The organism is Promicromonospora umidemergens (genome assembly GCF_024171995.1).
Taxonomy (GTDB): domain Bacteria; phylum Actinomycetota; class Actinomycetes; order Actinomycetales; family Cellulomonadaceae; genus Promicromonospora; species Promicromonospora umidemergens.
Window position 1 is genome coordinate 1 of sequence record NZ_JAMTCT010000031.1, and the last position, 17,501, is coordinate 17,501.

Annotated in this window: 15 protein-coding genes; 1 reads left to right on the top strand and 14 read right to left on the bottom strand. The window is 70.9% G+C overall.

Annotated features, from left to right (window positions below; translation table 11 throughout):
• The 13 genes from APR04_RS27750 to APR04_RS31210 all read right to left on the bottom strand — a co-directional run.
• Positions 1–199, bottom strand: a 199-nt coding sequence (locus APR04_RS27750; protein ID WP_253877277.1) for a helix-turn-helix domain-containing protein, incomplete at its 3' end; no start/stop codon positions are given.
• A 253-nt stretch (positions 200–452) separates the two neighbouring features.
• Positions 453–2,339, bottom strand: coding sequence for an ABC transporter ATP-binding protein (locus tag APR04_RS27755; RefSeq protein ID WP_253877279.1), 1,887 nt, complete (start codon positions 2,337–2,339; stop codon positions 453–455).
• Positions 2,336–4,273, bottom strand: a complete 1,938-nt coding sequence (locus APR04_RS27760; RefSeq protein ID WP_253877385.1) for an ABC transporter ATP-binding protein — start codon at positions 4,271–4,273, stop codon at positions 2,336–2,338. Before APR04_RS27760 ends, APR04_RS27755 begins: the two co-directional genes overlap by 4 nt.
• A gap of 193 nt (positions 4,274–4,466) precedes the next feature.
• Complete coding sequence (hisF, locus tag APR04_RS27765) at positions 4,467–5,237, bottom strand: imidazole glycerol phosphate synthase subunit HisF (RefSeq protein WP_253877281.1); 771 nt, start codon at positions 5,235–5,237, stop codon at positions 4,467–4,469.
• Positions 5,237–6,205, bottom strand: a complete 969-nt coding sequence (locus APR04_RS27770; protein WP_253877283.1) for an FKBP-type peptidyl-prolyl cis-trans isomerase — start codon at positions 6,203–6,205, stop codon at positions 5,237–5,239. Before APR04_RS27770 ends, hisF begins: the two co-directional genes overlap by 1 nt.
• 72 nt (positions 6,206–6,277) lie before the next feature.
• Positions 6,278–7,639, bottom strand: a complete 1,362-nt coding sequence (pafA, locus tag APR04_RS27775; protein ID WP_253877285.1) for a Pup--protein ligase — start codon at positions 7,637–7,639, stop codon at positions 6,278–6,280.
• Positions 7,640–7,671: 32 nt separating this feature from the next.
• The gene (prcA, locus tag APR04_RS27780; RefSeq protein WP_425569992.1) at positions 7,672–8,640 is read right to left on the bottom strand and encodes a proteasome subunit alpha; all 969 of its coding nucleotides are present in this window, start codon (positions 8,638–8,640) and stop codon (positions 7,672–7,674) included.
• Positions 8,637–9,476 (bottom strand): proteasome subunit beta, encoded by an 840-nt coding sequence (prcB, locus tag APR04_RS27785; protein ID WP_372496182.1) that lies wholly within the window; start codon positions 9,474–9,476, stop codon positions 8,637–8,639. Before prcB ends, prcA begins: the two co-directional genes overlap by 4 nt.
• On the bottom strand, positions 9,473–9,670 hold the full coding sequence (locus APR04_RS27790; protein ID WP_253877287.1) for a ubiquitin-like protein Pup: 198 nt from the start codon (positions 9,668–9,670) through the stop codon (positions 9,473–9,475). Before APR04_RS27790 ends, prcB begins: the two co-directional genes overlap by 4 nt.
• A gap of 96 nt (positions 9,671–9,766) precedes the next feature.
• Positions 9,767–11,428, bottom strand: coding sequence for a depupylase/deamidase Dop (dop, locus tag APR04_RS27795; RefSeq protein WP_253877390.1), 1,662 nt, complete (start codon positions 11,426–11,428; stop codon positions 9,767–9,769).
• 107 nt (positions 11,429–11,535) lie between these two features.
• Positions 11,536–13,197, bottom strand: coding sequence for a proteasome ATPase (arc, locus tag APR04_RS27800; RefSeq protein WP_253877289.1), 1,662 nt, complete (start codon positions 13,195–13,197; stop codon positions 11,536–11,538).
• Positions 13,198–13,338: 141 nt separating this feature from the next.
• Entirely contained in the window at positions 13,339–14,352 is a 1,014-nt protein-coding gene (locus APR04_RS27805) for a tRNA (adenine-N1)-methyltransferase (protein WP_253877291.1), read from the bottom strand.
• A 59-nt stretch (positions 14,353–14,411) separates the two neighbouring features.
• Entirely contained in the window at positions 14,412–15,635 is a 1,224-nt protein-coding gene (locus tag APR04_RS31210) for a site-2 protease family protein (protein ID WP_253877293.1), read from the bottom strand.
• A 93-nt stretch (positions 15,636–15,728) separates the two neighbouring features.
• Here APR04_RS31210 and APR04_RS27815 point away from each other — a divergent pair, with 93 nt between their 5' ends.
• Positions 15,729–16,646, top strand: coding sequence for a RecB family exonuclease (locus APR04_RS27815; RefSeq protein ID WP_253877295.1), 918 nt, complete (start codon positions 15,729–15,731; stop codon positions 16,644–16,646).
• 96 nt (positions 16,647–16,742) lie between these two features.
• On the opposite strand, the gene APR04_RS27820 is transcribed toward APR04_RS27815, so the two are convergent.
• A complete protein-coding gene (locus tag APR04_RS27820; protein WP_253877297.1) occupies positions 16,743–17,447 on the bottom strand; it encodes an HAD family hydrolase in 705 nt (234 codons plus the stop codon).
• Positions 17,448–17,501 lie beyond the last annotated feature (54 nt).

The following is a 17,501-nucleotide window of genomic DNA, read 5'->3' on the forward strand; positions in this document are numbered from 1 at the left end:
CCGCGATCCGGGCCAGCGTCCAGCCCAGATCCCGCCCGTGCTGGATCGAGATCCGCTCATCCAAGCTCAACCGGCGCCCAAGCCCGCCAGGACGGTCCGGATCCGGCACCACCCGCAAGCTGTTACCGCCCCGACCTGACTTCAACAGTCCCATCCCGGCAGCCTGGACCCACCACTCACGGACCGTCGCGAACGACACCCCGCACACCCTGAACGCCTGCAACATCGGCATCCCCGACGCCACAGCATCCAGCACTTCCCGCCGCTTGGACAACGGCCACGGATACCCAGACGGCATCACAATCCCCGATCAGTCGACGTTGCACTGACCGTATGAATCCGCCAGCCTGATCGACGCGTGTATTGCGGCTCGGCGCCCACGGCGGGAGCTAACTTGCGGCTCGACGCCCACGGCGGGAGCTAACGTGCGGTTCGGCGGCGGGGCCGGGCCGCTACCGAGTCTGCGCGACCCAGCTCGCGTGCATGCGGGCGTAGATGCCGCCCGCCACGGCCAGATCGTCGTGCGGGCCGACCTCGGCCACGTGGCCCTGGTCCACGACGACCACCAGGTCGGACGCCTCGGCGGTCGAGAGCCGGTGCGCGATGGTGATCGTCGACCGGCCGGCCGTCAGGGAGTCAAGAGCCCGCGCGATGCGGACCTCGGTCGCGGGATCCACCGCCGACGTCGCCTCGTCGAGCACGAGCAGGTCGGGCTGGGCGAGGTAGGCCCGCGCGATCGCGACCAGCTGCCGCTCCCCCGCCGACAGCGACTCGCCCCGCTGGCCCACCTCAGTGTCGAGCCCGTCGGGCAGGTCGGCGACCCAGTCGGACAGACCGAGCTCGACGAATGCCCGCTCGACCGCTGCACGCGTCTCGGGGGAGGTCTCAGCGGGCTCGGCCTCCGGCTCAGCGGTCGAGCCCGCCGGGACACGAAGGCCGTACGCCGCGTTGTCCAGCACCGTCCCGTCGAAGAGGAAGCCCTCCTGCGGCACGAGCACCACCCGCTTGCGCAGCGACGCGAAGGCCAGGTCGCGCAGGTCCACGCCGTCCAGCTCCACGGCACCGGCCGTCGGGTCCATGAGGCGGGTGACGAGCTTGGCGATCGTCGTCTTGCCGGAGCCGGTCTGGCCCACGACCGCGACCTTGGTGCGCGGCGGCAGGTCCAGCGTCACCCCGTGCAGCACCTCGGGCCCGTTCGGGTACGAGAACCGGACGTCGCGCAGCGTCACGTGGGCGGGTCCGCGCTCCTGCGTCACCGCGTCCGGCTTCTCGGCCACCTGCACCGGCGTATCGATGATGGCGATCACCCGCCGCCACCCGGCCACGGCGTTCTGCAGCTCGTTGAGGATCTCGGTGGCCATCTGCACCGGCCCGGTGAACAGCTGTACGAGGAACAGGAAGGCCACGAGCTGGCCCGCCGTCAGACCTCCGCCGACGCCGAGCAGCGTCCCGACGACCACGACGACCGCGAGCACCAGGTTGGCGATCAGGACGCCCGACGAGAACGTCGCCGCGACCAGGACCTGCGACCGGGCCTGCGCGCTGCGGGTGGCCTCGACGGCACCGCCGATACGGCGCCCCGTGCGTTCGGACACGCCGTAGGCGCGCACCGTCTCGGCGCCCACGACCGACTCGGAGACGGCGCCCAGCATCGCCCCGACTCGCTCGCGCACCAGGGTGTAGGCGCGGTTCACGTACTTCTGCCCGTACCGGATCACGAGGAACATCGGGATGAAGCTGACCCAGACCACTGCCGTGAGGATCGGCGAGTAGACGAGCATCAGCCCGGTCGCCACCACGATCTGCAGCGCGCTGACGAGCAGCATGATGCCGCCCCACTGCACGAACAGCGACACGGTGTCGACGTCGCTGGTCACGCGCGAGACGAGCGCGCCCCGCCGTTCGGTGTTCTGCGTGAGGGTCGAGAGGTCGTGCACGTGCCGGAACGCCTTGACCCGCAGCGTCGCCAGCCCGGCCTCGGCCGCGCGGAACAGGCGCACGTTGACGAGTGCCGCGCACAGGCCGGCCAGCACGAGCGCCCCCGCCGCCAGCACCGCCAGGAGCGCCACCCGCCCGGCATCGGGCCCGGCGTCGGCCAGGATGCCGACGTCGATCGTCTGCTGCACCGCGAGCGGCACCACCACGCGGCCGGCGGCCGCGAGGGACGCGAGGCCGAGCGTGAGCCAGATCCCCCTGGTGATCTCGGGGCTGATCTGGATCCCGCGGCGCAGTGTCGCGAAGACGCCGAGCTTGCTCGTGGACTCGATGCGGGCACCGTCGGCGTCGAGCAGGTCCTCCGGCACGTCGGTCACGTCGGGTTCGTCCGTCACCGTGGTCATCGGGCCACCTCTTCCAGCTCGTCGTCCAAGGCGCCGGCGGCGGCCGCGTCCGCCCGTTCCTGCTCGCGGCGCTCGGTCTCGACCTCGTAGGCCGTGGCGAGCTCTCGGTAGCCGGGATCGCGTGCCATGAGCTCGTCGTGCGTCCCCGTGTCGACCACTCGGCCGCCGTCGACGTGGACGACCCGGTCCGCGAGCGTCACCGACGACATGCGGTAGGCGACCATGATGACGGTCGTGCCGGGGCTGTGGTCGCCCGCCCCGGCGGCGGACCCTGGCTCGGCCGCGCCGGCCGCTCTCTCGTCGGCCCGGTCGGCCAGGCCACGCAGGATCTCCTGCTCCACCCGCGGGTCGACGGCGCTGGTCGCGTCGTCGAGCACGAGCAGCCGCGGGCCGCGGACCAGGGCGCGCGCGATCGCGAGCCGCTGCCGCTGACCACCCGACAGGTTGGCGCCGCGCTCCCCCAGTGGCGCGTCGAGCCCTCCGGCCATGGCGCGGACCGTGTCCTCCAGGCGGGCGAGCCGCAGCGCGTCCCACACCTCGGCGTCCGACGGCGCGCCGGGCGCCCCCTCGTCGGCAAGCGTCACGTTGCCGCGCACCGTGTCCTCGAAGACGAACGTGGTCTGCGTGACGAACGCGACCTGGTCCGGGATCTCACCGTCGACAAGGGTTCGCGCATCGACGCCGTCGAGCAGAACGTGCCCGCGGGTCGGGTCGGACAGCCGGGCGAGCAGGCTCACCAGGGTGGTCTTGCCGGAACCCGTTGTGCCGACGACGGCGACCGTCGTGCCCGGTTCGACACCGACGTCCACGCCGTCCAGCAGCGTGATCGAGCGCTGCTGTGCCCCGCTGAGCGCCGGCACGTCGACGCCCACTCCCTCCAGACGGACCGCCAGGCCCGGCTGACCGGGCGTCCGGGACAGCCTGGCGTCGCCGTACGCGAGCGCTCCGGTCGAGTCGACGACCTGCGCGATGCGCTCGTAGCCGACCAGCGCGCGCGGCAGCTCGCCGAGCACCCAGCCGAACGCCTGGACCGGCACCGTCATCATCGTGAGCAGGTAGGCGGCGGTGACGATGTCGCCCGCGTCGACGTCACCGGTGGAGATGCGCCACGTGCCGATACCGAGCACCAGCAAGGTGCCGACCGCAGGCAGGGTCTGGATCACCGGGTCGAACAGCGAGCGCACGATGCCGACACGCACGTTCGCCGCCCGCAGCTCCTGGGTGCGGTCGTCGAACCGGCTCTCCTCGCGGTCCTCGGTCCCGAGCGACTTGACCAGCAGGGCCGCCTCGAAGCTCTCGTGAGCCGCGTCGGCCACGTCGCCACGCAGGCGTTGTGCCCTGGTCACCGCCGGCGACATGTGGCGCTGGTAGATCGCGTTCACCGCGACGGTGACGGGGATGATCGCGAGCGCCGCGATCGCGAGCCAGGGGTCGATCATGAAGAGCATCACGACGGAGACGCCGATCATGACCACCACGCCGAGCGCGAACGGCAGCGGGTTGAAGACACCGGTCGCGGCCTCGGTGTCGGAGGTGGTGTGGTTGAGGAGCTGACCGGCCGGGTGCGCGCGGTGCCAGGAAGCGGGCAGGCGCAGGTACTGGCGGGTCAGGGCGGTGCGATGGTCGGCCTGGATGCGGACCACACCGAAGCCCGCCCAGATGCGGCGACCGGCGACGGACAGGGCGAGCGTCAGCGCGACGGCCGCGAGCACGAGGCCGCCGAGCCAGACCCGGTCGCGTGCCACCTCGTCACCAGCGATGGCGGGGACGACGACGGAGTCCGTGGCCCAGCCGACGGCGCGGCTCACACCGACCGTCAGCGCGCCGAAGATCGCCGACGCTCCCACGGCCAGGGCATAGATGCCGGGGTGGGAGCGCATACCGCGCCACATCAGCGCGAGCGAACGGCCGACGCGGGAGCCGGCCAGGGCCATAGGTCTGGATCGCGGGGCATCTGTGGGCACGGCAAAACCTCGCTCCTCGGGGACAGCACAATTTTCTCACGGCCCGGGAATCGATTCGACAGATTTTCGCCCAGGGCATCGACGACGTTAGGACCTCAACGTTGGTTGAGGTCAAGGGGTCTCGACGAGCACGGCCGGCAGACAGGGCTCGGCCGTTGATGGATCAGCGCACCTCAAGGCCCGCCGCACGCATCGCGTCCTTGACCTGGCCCACCGTCAGCACGCCGAAGTGGAACACCGACGCCGCGAGGACGGCGTCGGCCCCCGCCTTGGCGGCCTCCACGAAGTGCTGGGGCGTGCCCGCGCCGCCGGACGCGACGAGCGGCACACGGACACGGCCCCGCACGGCGCGGAGCATCTCCAGGTCGAACCCGGCTGTGGTGCCGTCGGCGTCCATCGAGTTGAGCAGGATCTCGCCCGCGCCGAGGCGGGCAGCCTTCTCGGCCCACTCCACAGCGTCGATCCCGGTCCCGCGCCGCCCACCGTGCGTGGTCACCTCGTAGCCCGACGGGGTGACCACGTCGCCCGTGACCCGGCGCGCGTCGACGCTCAGCGTCAGCACCTGGGAGCCGAACCGCTGGGCGATCTCGGCGATCAGCTCGGGCCGCGCGATGGCTGCCGTGTTCACGCCCACCTTGTCGGCGCCCGCCCGGAGCAGCCGGTCGACGTCGTCCGTCGAGCGCACGCCGCCGCCCACCGTGAGCGGCACGAACACCTGCTCCGCGGTGCGGCTCACAACGGAGACCATGGTCTCGCGGTCGCCCGACGAGGCGGACACGTCCAGGAACGTGAGCTCGTCGGCGCCCTCGGCGTCGTACCGGTCGGCGAGCTCGACCGGGTCCCCCGCGTCGCGCAGGTCGGCGAAGTTGACGCCCTTGACCACTCGGCCCGCGTCGACGTCCAGGCACGGGATCACGCGGATCGCGACAGACATCAGCCCTCCTTCTCCTTGGTCTCTTCCTCGGTACCCGCCTTGGGCGGATCGAGCTCGTTCGGATCGAGCTGGTGCGCGTCGAGTATGTCCACCACGTAGACCAGCGTCTCGCCGGCGAGCCGGCTCGTGGTGTTGGCGTGACCGTCCTGCGGTGGTACCACCAGCAACACCTGGGATCCGACGGTCTGTTCCAGCAGTCCCTGGTCCCAGCCCTCGACCAGCCTGCCGATCCCGATCTCCACGGACTGCGGCGGGGTGTCCTCCGTCCAGGTGGTGTCGACGACGCCCCCGTCGCTCCAGCGGACCGCGGTGAGCTCGACGGTGAGGATCTGCCCTGCCCGTACCTGCTGGCCCGACCCGCGGATCAGCGGGTGCACGACGAGCTCCGTCGGCGGTTCGACGCCGCGCGGGATCCGCACCTCCGGCACGCCGAGATCGTCGAGCCGCACCTGCGGCAGGCTCTTGGCCGGGGCCACACCTTCGACGCCGGACGCGCGGGCGGGCAGCACGTCCACGACCAGCAGCACCGGGACGCCGTCCTGCTCCTCGACGATCGAGAGCCGCGCGCCGACGCGCTTGCCGTCGAGCGCCTCGAAGAGGTTGTTGCCGAGGGACCGCTCGGTCATCGTGTAGGCGGCAGGCGCCGTGCGGAACGTGTTCTGCAGCTCCGTGCCGTCGCGGCCGTCCTGCGCGTAGAGGTTCAGCAGCACCGGGTCGTCGCGCTCCAGCACGTCCCCGGTGCCAGGCCAGACCGTGCGCGAACCCGACCGCACCACGTCGAACGGTTTCTCGTAGTCGAGCGTCGGCGGAGCGCCGCTCGTTCCGTCGACCTGCAGCGGAGCCTGCGACTCCGACGACGTCGGTGCTGGGCCGACCTCGACCGGCAGCGATGCCGGCGCGCACGCAGCTGTCGCCGTCACCGTCGCCGCTGCCAGCGCACCGACGATGACACGTACCCAGGAACTCACCAGCAGAGTCTCCCATGACGTGGGTGTGCCCCGGGATCGACCCGTGGTCGATCCCGGGGCACCGACCAGGCCCTACATGCTCTCGATGAGCCGCTCCACGCGGTCGTCCACGCTCTTGAACGGGTCTTTGCACAGCACGGTGCGCTGTGCCTGGTCGTTCAGCTTGAGGTGCACCCAGTCCACCGTGTAGTCCCGGCGCGCCTCCTGTGCCGCGCGCACGAAGTCACCGCGCAGCTTGGCCCGGGTGGTCTGCGGCGGCAGTGCCGTGGACTCGAAGACCTCCAGGTCGGTCGTGACCCGCTCGACCATGCCACGTGCCGCGAGCAGGTTGTACAGGCCCTCCGTGCGGGAGATGTCGTGGTATGCGAGGTCGAGCCGCGCGACGCGCGGGTCGTCGAGCCCCATACCGTGCTTCTCCTGGTACCGCCGGATGAGCCTGAGCTTGATGGCCCAGTCCAGCTCACGGTCCACGAGCGACAGGTCCTCCGCCTCCAGGGCACGCAGCCCGCGCTCCCACAGGTCGAGCACCTGCTTGACCACCGGCGTGACCTCGAGGTTGGCCTCGACCAGCTCGCGAGCCCGCTCGTAGTACTCCGACTGGATCTCGATGGCAGTCATGGTCCGGCCGTTGGCCAGCGTCACGGAGTGCTTGCCCGTGCGGTCGTGGCTGATCTCGCGGATGGCACGGATCGGGTTCTCCAGCGTGAGGTCCCGCATCGGCACCCCTGCCTCGACGAGACGCAGCACCAGGTCGGTGCTGCCCACCTTGAGCATGGTGGTCGGCTCCGCCATCGACGAGTCGCCGACGATGACGTGCAGACGGCGGTACAGCTCGGCGTCGGCGTGCGGCTCGTCGCGCGTGTTGATGATGGGGCGCGACCTCGTGGTGGCGCTGGAGACGGCCTCCCAGATGTGGTCGGCGCGCTGCGAGAGGCAGTACACCGCACCACGCGGCGTCGAGAGCACCTTGCCTGCCCCGACCAGGATCTGACGGGTGATGAGGAACGGCACGAGCACGTCGGACAGCCGCGAGAAGTCGCCCGACCGCCGCACCAGGTAGTTCTCGTGGCAGCCGTAGGAGTTGCCCGCTGAGTCCGTGTTGTTCTTGAACAGGTGGATGCGGCCAGGGAGGTCCTCGTGCTGGAGGCGCTGCTGCGCGTCCGCCACGAGCCCCTCAAGAATGCGCTCCCCGCCCCGGTCGTACGACACGAGCTGGCGCACGTCGTCGCACTCCGCCGTCGCGTACTCCGGGTGCGAACCCACGTCGAGGTAGAGGCGGGAGCCGTTCCTCAGGAACACGTTCGAGGAACGGCCCCACGCCACCACCTTCCGGAACAGGTAGCGGGCGACCTCGTCAGCAGACAGACCACGCCCGTCATCGGCCGCGCACGTCACGCCGTACTCGGTCTCGAGACCGAAGATCCTGCGGTCCATGGACTTCCCCTCCCTGTTCGCGGAACCTGCTGCTAGCGGTCGGCGCCTGGCGTAGCGCCGGGGGTGCCCGGCTCCTCGCCGGGCTTCTCCTCGGTCGGGGACTTCCCGGTCGGAGGCTTCCCGGTCGGAGGCTTCCCGGTCGAGGACTTCCCGGTCGGGGACTCGTCGGTCGGGGACTCGTCGGCCTGCTCGGTCGGTGCTGCAGGTGCGGGAATCGGCTCGGCCCTGGCCTGGGTGCTGCCCTCGGCCTCGGGTGCCGACTTCGCGGAGGGCTCCGCCGGTTGCGCGGCCGCCGCCGGCGGCTCCGCGCCCTCGGCGAGGAGCTCGGCCAGGACCGGGCGGGCGAGGCGTCGGAACGACCGCCGCGGCCGGTCCCGTTCCAGCACCGCCACCTCGAGCTGAGCGGCCTCGATGGTGCGCGAGGCCGATCCATCGCCCGAACCGAGCGCGGCCACGGCGAGGCGTAGCGCCTCCCCGAGCGACATGTTCTCGCGCCAGCCCTCCTTGACACGCCGGCCGAGCTGCTCGGCCTGACCGCCCATGACGACGAAGCCGTGCTCGTCCGCCACGGTGCCGTCATAGGTGAGCCGGTAGATCTGGTCGTCCGCCGAGTCGGCGCCCACCTCTGCGACGACGATCTCCACCTCGAGCGGCTTGGACTCGGTGATGAACACGGTGCCGAGCGTCTGCGCGTACGCGTTCGCCAGGCCACGCGCCGTCACGTCCGACCGGTCGTAGGAGAAGCCCCGCATGTCGGCGTACCGCACGCCGGCCACCCGCAGGTTCTCGAACTCGTTGTACTTGCCGACGGCCGCGAAGGCGATGCGGTCGTAGATCTCCGAGATCTTGTGCAGCGCGCGCGACGGGTTCTCCGTGGCGAACGCGATGCCGCCGTCGTAGGCGAGCACCACCACGGACCGGCCGCGAGCGATGCCCTTGCGGGCGAAGTCCGCCCGGTCCTTCATCAGCTGCTCTGGTGAGACGTAGAACGGCATGTTCATGCGAGGTGCCCCCTCTCTCGGCGCTGCGCCACGATCTGCTCCGCGACGCGGGAGATCTCCGCGTCCTCGATGCGCTGATAGCCGTCCTCGGACACCGTGGCGACCACCGGGAAGATGCCACGCACCGTGTCGGGGCCACCCGTCGCCGAGTCGTCGTCAGCGGCGTCGTAGAGGGCCTCTACCGCCACGTGGACCGCCGCCTCAGCGTCCATCCCACGACGCCACAGCTTCTTCAGGGAGCCGCGGGCGAAGAGCGAGCCCGAGCCCACGCCGTGGTGCTCATGCTCCTCGTACCGCCCACCGGTGGCGTCGTAGCTGAAGATCCGGCCCATGCCCTTGGCCAGGTCGTAGCCCGCGAACAGCGGCACCACCGCCAGCCCCTGCATCGCCATGGGCAGGTTGCCACGCAGCATCGTCGCCAGGCGGTTCGCCTTGCCCGTGAGCGAGAGCAGCGAGCCCTCGATCTTCTCGTAGTGCTCGAGCTCCAGCTGGAAGAGCCGCACCAGCTCCAGCCCGATACCGGCAGAGCCTGCGATGCCCACGGCCGAGTACTCGTCCGCAGGGAACACCTTCTCGATGCTGCGGCTGGCGATCATGGGGCCTGCGGTCGCCCGGCGGTCCCCTGCCAGCAGGACACCACCGTCGAAGGTGAGCGCCACGATCGTGGTGGCGTGCGGGGACAGGGTCGCCGGGTCGGTCACGCCGGCCGGCATGACCCGGTTCCCGGGCAGGCGGTCGGGGGCGTGCTCGGCCAGGAAGTCCACGAAGGACGACGATCCCGGACGCAGGAAGGCGTCCGGGAGTCGTCCTGTGGTGCGGTCTGCGCTCAGGGTCACTGCCCACCCTTCTGGACGAATCCACGAACGAACGACTCGGCGTTGGTCTCCAGGACCCCGTCGATCTCCTCGAGCAGAGCGTCGACCTCGTCGTCGTCCTTCTGTGCCGCCGCAGCGGCGGGGGCCGGAGCCTCCGCGTCGTCGTCGGGAGTGCGGTCCTCGTGTGACGGGTTGATTTGTTCCTGACCGGCCATGATCGCCTCCTGGTGATTCACTGACGTAGTGCTGGTCTCGAAGCCTACGGCCTGACCCTAGATACCGACCCTAGGCGGTGACACTGACATAGAAGGTCACCTCCTTCCGGAGAGTCCCGCGAGCAGGGTCGCTGCGTCAGGGCTCGCGTCGAGCAGTGCGCCGATGTGGCGGCGCGTGCCGCGGGTCGGGTCGAGCATCGGCACACGCTGCAGGGCCTGGGACCCGTCGACGTCGAAGATGACGGAGTCCCAGCTCGCCGCCGAGATCTGGTCCCCGTAGCGAGCCATCACCTCGCCCCGGAAGTAGGCGCGGGTGTCCGTCGGCGGGTGCTGCACCGCCCGGGCGACGCTCTCCTCGTCGACGATGCGGTCCACCGCGCCCTTGGCGAGCAGCCGGTGATAGATGCCGCGCTCGGGGCGCACGTCGGACCACTGCAGGTCCATGGCGTGCAGTCGCGGGTGGTCCCACTCCAGGCTGTCCCGCGAGCGCAGCCGGTCGAGCAGGCGCAGCTTGGCGATCCACTCCACCTCGCGCACACAGCTCGCCCGGTCCGTGCCGAGCCGCTCCACGACCGACGCCCAGCGGTCCAGCACGGCGTCCGACTCGGCGTCGGTACCGAGCACCTTCAGGGACCGCCGCACGACGTCGGCGACCTCACCCTGGACCTCCAGCGCCGTCATCGTCCGGCCGTCGGCCAGATCGAGCGGTGCGGTCAGCTCGAGGTCGCGCGACACCTTCTGCACGTCGCTCACCGGGCTGGCCAGGCGCAGCGCACCGAGCTCCGCGCGGGCGTCCACGCCCGCCTCCGCCAGCTCGTCGAGGTGCTCCAGCACCCACAGGACCAACGAGGTCGTGCCCGTCTTGAGGTAGGTGGGCACCTCCATCAGGTTGGCGTCGCCGACGATGAGGTGCAGGCGGCGCCATCGCTGACGGTCGGCGTGCGGCTCGTCACGGGTGTTCACGATGGGCCGGCGCAGCGTCGTCTCCAGGCCGATCTCGGCCTCGATGTAGTCGGCGCGCTGCGAGATCTGGTAACCGGCGGTGCCGCTCGTCGCGCCGAGGCCGACCCGGCCGGAACCCGTGAAGACCTGACGGGTGACGAGGAACGGCGTGATGAGCTCGGCGAGCGTGGTGAAGGGCAGCGCCCGGTCCACGAGGTAGTTCTCGTGCGTGCCGTAGCTGGCGCCCTTGCCGTCCACGTTGTTCTTGTAGAGCACGACCTCGCTGCCGGGGAAGCTCGCCAGCTCCCGCAGCGCGGCGAGCATGACCCGCTCGCCGGCGACGTCCCAGCGCACGATGTCCTCCGGAGTCATCACCTCGGGCGAGGAGTACTCGGGGTGGGCGTGGTCGACGTACAGCCGGGCACCGTTCGTGAGGATCACGTTCGCGGCGCTCGGGTCGTCGTACTCCTCGGCGGGCGGCCGCTCGACCTCCTGGGTCGACCCGGTCCGGCGTCGGCCCCGGCCCGGCAGCCCCGGCTCCACCACGGGCACCTGCCCGGTGACGGGGCCCGACGGCGCGGGCAGCGCCGGGTCGTCGGTCAGCATCGACGGCTGCGCCGAGGCGCGGTCGAGGTGGAACCCGCGCGCGTCCTGGAGCGGGTCCTCGTCGTCATAGTCCCAGCGAGCCTTGCCACCCGTACCTTCGGTACGCGTAGAGATCGCTCGGTAGGTCGTCACCACCTGGCTCGACAGCAGCATGGGGTTGGCCAGGGGACGACCTGGCTGCAGCACCCCGTACTCGGTCTCGATGCCCATCACACGACGTACGCTCACGTCCACCACCCTATGCCGGAGTAGTCCCGTTGGTCAGGCAGGGCCCGCGCCCGCCGGTCGGACGGAAACGGACCCTGCCCGGATCGCTCTCAGAGGTACTGACCGGTGTTCTGGACGGTGTCGATGGTGCGGGGCGTCGCACCCTCGCCCTTCTTCTGGACGATGGTGCGGATGAAGACGATGCGCTCGCCCTTCTTGCCGCTGATGCGCGCCCAGTCGTCGGGGTTCGTCGTGTTCGGGAGGTCCTCGTTCTCCTTGAACTCGTCGACGCACGCGGTCAGCAGGTGCTCCACGCGGATGCCCTTCTGCCCCGTGGACAGGAAGTCCTTGATCGCGTTCTTCTTGGCCCGGTCCACCACGTTCTGGATCATGGCACCGGAGTTGAAGTCCTTGAAGAACAGGACCTCCTTGTCCCCGGACGCGTAGGTGACCTCGAGGAACTGGTTCTCCTCGTCCTCCGAGTACATCCGTGCCACGACCGAGGTGATCATGCCGTCGAGGGCCGAGGCGATGTTGCCGTCGTACTCCGCCAGGTCCTCGGCGTGGATCGGCAGCTCCTTGGTGAGGTACTTGCCGAATATCTCCTTGGCACCCTCGGCGTCGGGCCGCTCGATCTTGATCTTCACGTCGAGGCGCCCCGGGCGCAGGATGGCCGGGTCGATCATGTCCTCGCGGTTGGACGCGCCGATGACGATGACGTTGTCGAGCCGTTCCACGCCGTCGATCTCGGCGAGGAGCTGGGGCACGATGGTGGTCTCCACGTCCGAGGAGAGTCCGGTACCGCGGGTGCGGAACAGCGACTCCATCTCGTCGAAGAAGACGACGACGGGCATCCCCTGGCTGGCCTTCTCCCGAGCACGGGCGAAGATCAGCCGGATGTGCCGCTCGGTCTCACCCACGTACTTGTTGAGCAGCTCCGGGCCCTTGACGTTGAGGAAGAAGCTCTTCACCTCGGGGTTGCCCCCGTTGGCACGCGCGACCATCCCCGCGAGGGAGTGGGCCACCGCCTTGGCGATGAGCGTCTTGCCGCAGCCGGGCGGACCGTACAGGAGCACACCCTTGGGCGGACGCAGCCCGTGCTCACGGAACAGGTCGGGATGCGCGAAGGGCAGCTCGACGGCGTCCCGGATCGCCTCGATCTGCGGGCCGAGCCCGCCGATGTCCTCGTACTCGATGTCCGGGACCTCTTCGAGGACCAGCTCCTCGACCTCGGACTTCGGCACGACCTCGAACACGAAGCCGCTGCGCGTGTCGATCGTGAGCGAGTCACCCACCCGGAGCGGCACGTCCATCACCGAGCCGGCGAGGCGCACCACGCGCTCCTCGTCGGCGCGGCCGACGACGAGCACCCGGTCACCACCGAGCATCTCCTTGACGGTCACCAGCTCGCCCGTGCGCTCGTACTCACCCGCACCGACCACCGTCATGGCCTCGTTGAGCTTGACCTCCTGGCCCGGGCTGAGCCGGGTGACGTCCAGGTTGGGACTCGCGGACACATGCATCTTGCGGCCGGCGGACGAGATGTCGACCGAGCCGTCGGCATGAGCCCCAAGGAACACGGCGTACGTACCCGGCGGCTTGGCAAGCTCGTCGAGCTGCTTCTTCAGCTCGACGATCTGGTCGCGCGCCGCACGGAGTGCCTCCGCCAGACGCTCGTTCTTGGCTGAGAGGAGGGCAATCTGGCGCTCGTAGTCGCGGTTTGGCAAAGACTCATGCTCGGGATGGTTATATCCTGACGTGCTCTCGGTCATGACATCCCCTCTCGTAGGGCCCGGGAGGCGACCATATGACGCAAACGCCTCCGAGAACAGCACTCTAAGCACAGTCACTGACACACCGGGAGTAAGGACACCCGTTTGGGACGTGCGGGGTACGCGATCGTTACAGCCCGTTCACGCAGACGGGACGTTCGGATCCTCGGGCGCAACGCCCAGGTCACGGCGCACCTTACGGACCTTCTTGTCCGACACGGCGCGCTCACCGAGCTCCTCCGGAGTCCACTCCGCCTCGGGCGTCACGGGGTACGCACCCTTGGCAGGACGCCGTTTCCGCTCGGGCGCGGTCACGCCGTCGGCCATCCGGCGGGCGATGATGAGGAAGCCCGTGTGGCCGATCATCCGGTGCTCGGGACGCACGGCCAGACCCTCGAGGTGCCACCCGCGGATCATCGTCTCGAAGGCCACCGGCTCGGTGAACCGGCCGTCCGCACGCAGATCTTCCGCTGTGCGCGAAAGTTGCGTCGTGGTGGCCACGTAACAGACGAGGACACCGCCGGGCGCGAGCGCCGAGGCGACGGCGTCGACGTTCTCCCAGGGTGCGAGCATGTCCAGGACGACCCGGTCGACCTCGCCGGGCTCCGCGACCTGGGGCAGCACGTCGGAGAGGTCGCCGACCGAGAGCTGCCACGCCGGGTGCGGGCCGCCGAAGAACGTCTCGACGTTGCCCTGCGCGATGGCCGCGAAGTCCTCGCGCCGCTCGATCGAGTGCACGTGGCCCGCGTCGCCGACGGCACGCAGGAGGGACATGGTCAGCGCGCCGGAGCCGACGCCCGCCTCGACCACGCGTGCGCCAGGGTAGATGTCGGCCATGGCGACGATCTGCGCGGCGTCCTTCGGGTACACGACGGCGGCACCGCGGGGCATCGACAGGACGTAGTCGGCCAGCAGGGGGCGCAGGGCGAGGTACTCGATGTTGGCGGTGTTGACCACCACGGAGCCCTCGGGCTGCCCGATGAGCTGCTCGTGCTGGAAGTAGCCCCTGTGCGTGTGGAACGTGCCGCCGGGCTGCAGCGTGATGGTGTGCAGGCGATTCTTGGGGTCGGTCAGCTGGACCTTGTCGCCCACTCGGAACGGGCCGCGGCGCTGCTCGGCGCCGGTGGCGGTCGGGGTATCGGTGGGTGTGGTCACGACCGACCATCCTAGGCGCTGGGCCACCTGCCCGCGTGCGGCGGGCGCGGCGCCGCCCGTCACGTCGCGCGGACCGCCCGCGCGACGTCGGCGAGGTCGAGCACCCCGGTGACCCTGCCCGCGTCGACCACCGGGACCAGCCTGGCGCCGCCGGACCGCTGGGCCAGGTGCGTCAGCAGCTCGGTGCCCGCCAGCTCGGGGTGGATCGCGGACCCGGGCGCGAACGGCACCGCGACGGCGTCGACCTGGGTCTGGGCCCGGGCCGTTGCGGGTACCGCGGCGACGGCGTCGGCGTCGAGCACCGCGATCGGGACGCCGTCATGAGTCACGACGACCACGTAGAGGGACGGTACGCCGCCGCCCGCCGCCGCCCGGGCGTCGAGCGCGTCGGCGACGGTGGCACCCAGCGGCACCAGTGCGGCGGGGCCTGCGAGCCCGGCGGCGGACAGACGCGCGACCGCCTCGCGCCGCCGGCCGTTGGTGATCGCGGCCCCCGCACCCGCCCAGAGCAACGCCCCGATCAGCGCCGACCAAAGGACGTTGTAGATGTCCGGCCTGGTACCCAGCACGTACGGCAGCACCAGGGCCCAGAGCAGCACGCCGACGGCGACGACGCGGCCCACCCAGCCGGCCACGACCGTGCCCGTCGTACGCCTGCCCGTGACGGCCCAGACGAGGGACTCAAGGATCTGCCCGCCGTCGAGCGGGAGTCCGGGAAGCAGGTTGAACGCACCGACGAGCGCGTTGGACGCCGCGCCGGCCCACAGCAGGAACGTCGGCACGTCCATCACATGTGAGCCCTGGAGCAGGTCCATCACCGACGGGGCCTGGTACGCGTCCATCACCGGCGAGGCCTGGTAGGCGAACAAGAATCCGGCCGCGAGCGCAAGGTTCGTCAGCGGCCCGACGACGGCGACCAAGAAGCCGTCGAGCGGCCGGCCCAGGCCGCCGGTGTAGGCGGTGTGGCCGCCCCAGAGCGTGACGGCGAGCTCGGTCACGTTCTGGCCGCGCGCCCTGGCGACCAGCGCGTGCGCGGTCTCGTGCAGGAACACAGAGCCGAACAGGAGGAGCACGAACATGAACGCGACGAGATAGGCACCTGCGCCGAGCCCCGGCACGCGCGACTCCGCGGCAGGGACGAACAGGATGGTCAGGATGAACGCCGCGAGGAACCAGGACCGCGTGACGATGACGGGCGCGCCGGCGACGCGGCCGATGACGAACCCCTTCGAACGCTGGGGGGAGGGCGGTGCTGGCGTGGAGGCGGGCTCCGAGGTGGTCACCGGACAAACCTAACCGCCCTGTCGCCCTCGGGTGCACGGCACGCTGTGGACGACTCCCCGGGGATGTCGGTGGCCACCCATAGGGTTGGGGCCATGACGACGACGGAGGTATCCCAGGAGCCGGTGCCGAGCATCCCGGCCGAGGCGGTCGACGCCGCACCGGCGGTGCGCGCGCCCTCGCGGCCGCCGGCCCTGTCGCCCTCCCGTGCGAACGACTTCATGCAGTGCCCCCTGCTGTTCCGGTTCCGGACGGTGGACCGGCTGCCGGAGCCGCCGTCGGCCGCAGCCGCGCGCGGCACCCTGGTGCACGCCGTGCTGGAGCGGCTCTACGACGCCCCGTTGGGCGAGCGGACGCTCGCCGCGGCGCACGACCTGCTGCCTGGCGAGTGGGACCGGCTGCTGGAGGCGGACGACCGGTATACGTCGCTGTTCACCGACGGGGTCGGCCCGGAGGGGCAGGACCGCGACGGCTGGCTCGCGCGGGCCGGCTCGCTGCTCGGTACGTACTTCACGCTGGAGAATCCGAACCGGCTGGAGCCGGCCGAGCGGGAGCTGCTGGTGGAGTCGCAGCTCGACGGCGGTCCCCTGCTGCGCGGCATCGTGGACCGGCTGGACATCGCGCCGACCGGCGACGTGCGGGTGGTCGACTACAAGACCGGCAAGTCTCCGCGCCCGGGCTACGAGACGTCGGCGGTGTTCCAGATGCGGTTCTACGGGCTCGTCCTGTGGCGCGAGCGCGGGGTGCTGCCCAAGATGCTGCAGCTCGTGTACCTGGGCGACGGCCAGGTGCTGCGGGGCGAGCCGACGGCCGAGCACCTGGAGCACACGGAGCAGAAGATCCGCGCCATCTGGTCGGGCATCGAGGAGTCGGCGCGGACCGGCGAGTGGAAGCCGCGCAGGTCCAAGCTGTGCGGCTGGTGCGCGCACCAGGCGATCTGCCCGGAGTTCGGCGGCACGCCACCGGAGATCCCGGAGGGCGCCGTCCAGCTGCGGCTGGGTATCGCCGGCTGAACCGAGTCCGACGCCGCACCGGACGCCGGGCCGCGTGACGCCTCCGGATCACGGTCCGGATCCGGATCCGGATCCGGGTCCGGGTCCCGGTCCGGATCAGCCGAGCAGGTCCACGACCTCGCCCGACACGATGCGTGCGAGCACGTCCAGGTCGATCTGCTTGAGCGAGGCCGCACGGCTGAGCCCGGGGCGCTGCGGCACGGGAACCACGGCGGGAACACCCAGCGTGCGGGCGCCCGAGGCGAGCGCCGACGTGATCCCGGGGCTGGAGTCCTCGATCGCCACGCAGTCCTCCGGTCGCACGCCGAGCAGGCCCGCGGCCACCAGGTACGGCTCGGGGTGCGGCTTGCCGTGCGTCACCTCGTCGCCCGTGACGAGGTGGCCGAAGGTGCCCGCGGGCGCGCCGTCCGCGACGAGCTGGGCCTGGCCGCGGTAGGACATGGTGACGATCGCGCACGGGACGTCCGCAGCGCGCAGGTCTTCGAGCAGCTCGAGCACGCCGGGGCGCCACGGCACCGCCTCGCGCAGCTGCTCGTTCACCCGGGCCACGAGCCAGCCGACGATCTCGGCGGGCTCGAGCGGGACGCCGGCGTCGCGCAGCATCCCGCCGGTGGTGACGAGCGCCTGCCCGACCGCGCTCAGCGCATCCTCATGGGTCCACGTCGCCCTGTGCGTTGCGACGATCTCCCGCTCGGCGAGCATCCAGTAGGGCTCGGTGTCGACGAGGGTGCCGTCCATGTCGAACAGGACGGCAGCGGGCAGGACGGCAGCGGGCAGGGCAGCGGATGAGTCACGGGGCACTGGCACATCGTAGGTGCCGACGTTGTACAGGTGGGACCGGCGTCTTCCGTCGTT

Bases quoted from the DNA above. Each gene is read 5' to 3' on its own strand.
- pafA (WP_253877285.1), bottom strand. From the start codon at position 7,639: ATGGACCGCAGGATCTTCGGTCTCGAGACCGAGTACGGCGTGACGTGC.
- APR04_RS27790 (WP_253877287.1), bottom strand. From the start codon at position 9,670: ATGGCCGGTCAGGAACAAATCAACCCGTCACACGAGGACCGCACTCCC.
- APR04_RS27755 (WP_253877279.1), bottom strand. From the start codon at position 2,339: ATGACCACGGTGACGGACGAACCCGACGTGACCGACGTGCCGGAGGAC.
- APR04_RS27815 (WP_253877295.1), top strand. From the start codon at position 15,729: ATGACGACGACGGAGGTATCCCAGGAGCCGGTGCCGAGCATCCCGGCC.
- hisF (WP_253877281.1), bottom strand. From the start codon at position 5,237: ATGTCTGTCGCGATCCGCGTGATCCCGTGCCTGGACGTCGACGCGGGC.
- arc (WP_253877289.1), bottom strand. From the start codon at position 13,197: ATGACCGAGAGCACGTCAGGATATAACCATCCCGAGCATGAGTCTTTG.
- dop (WP_253877390.1), bottom strand. From the start codon at position 11,428: ATGGGCATCGAGACCGAGTACGGGGTGCTGCAGCCAGGTCGTCCCCTG.
- APR04_RS27760 (WP_253877385.1), bottom strand. From the start codon at position 4,273: ATGGCCCTGGCCGGCTCCCGCGTCGGCCGTTCGCTCGCGCTGATGTGG.
- prcA (WP_425569992.1), bottom strand. From the start codon at position 8,640: ATGAACATGCCGTTCTACGTCTCACCAGAGCAGCTGATGAAGGACCGG.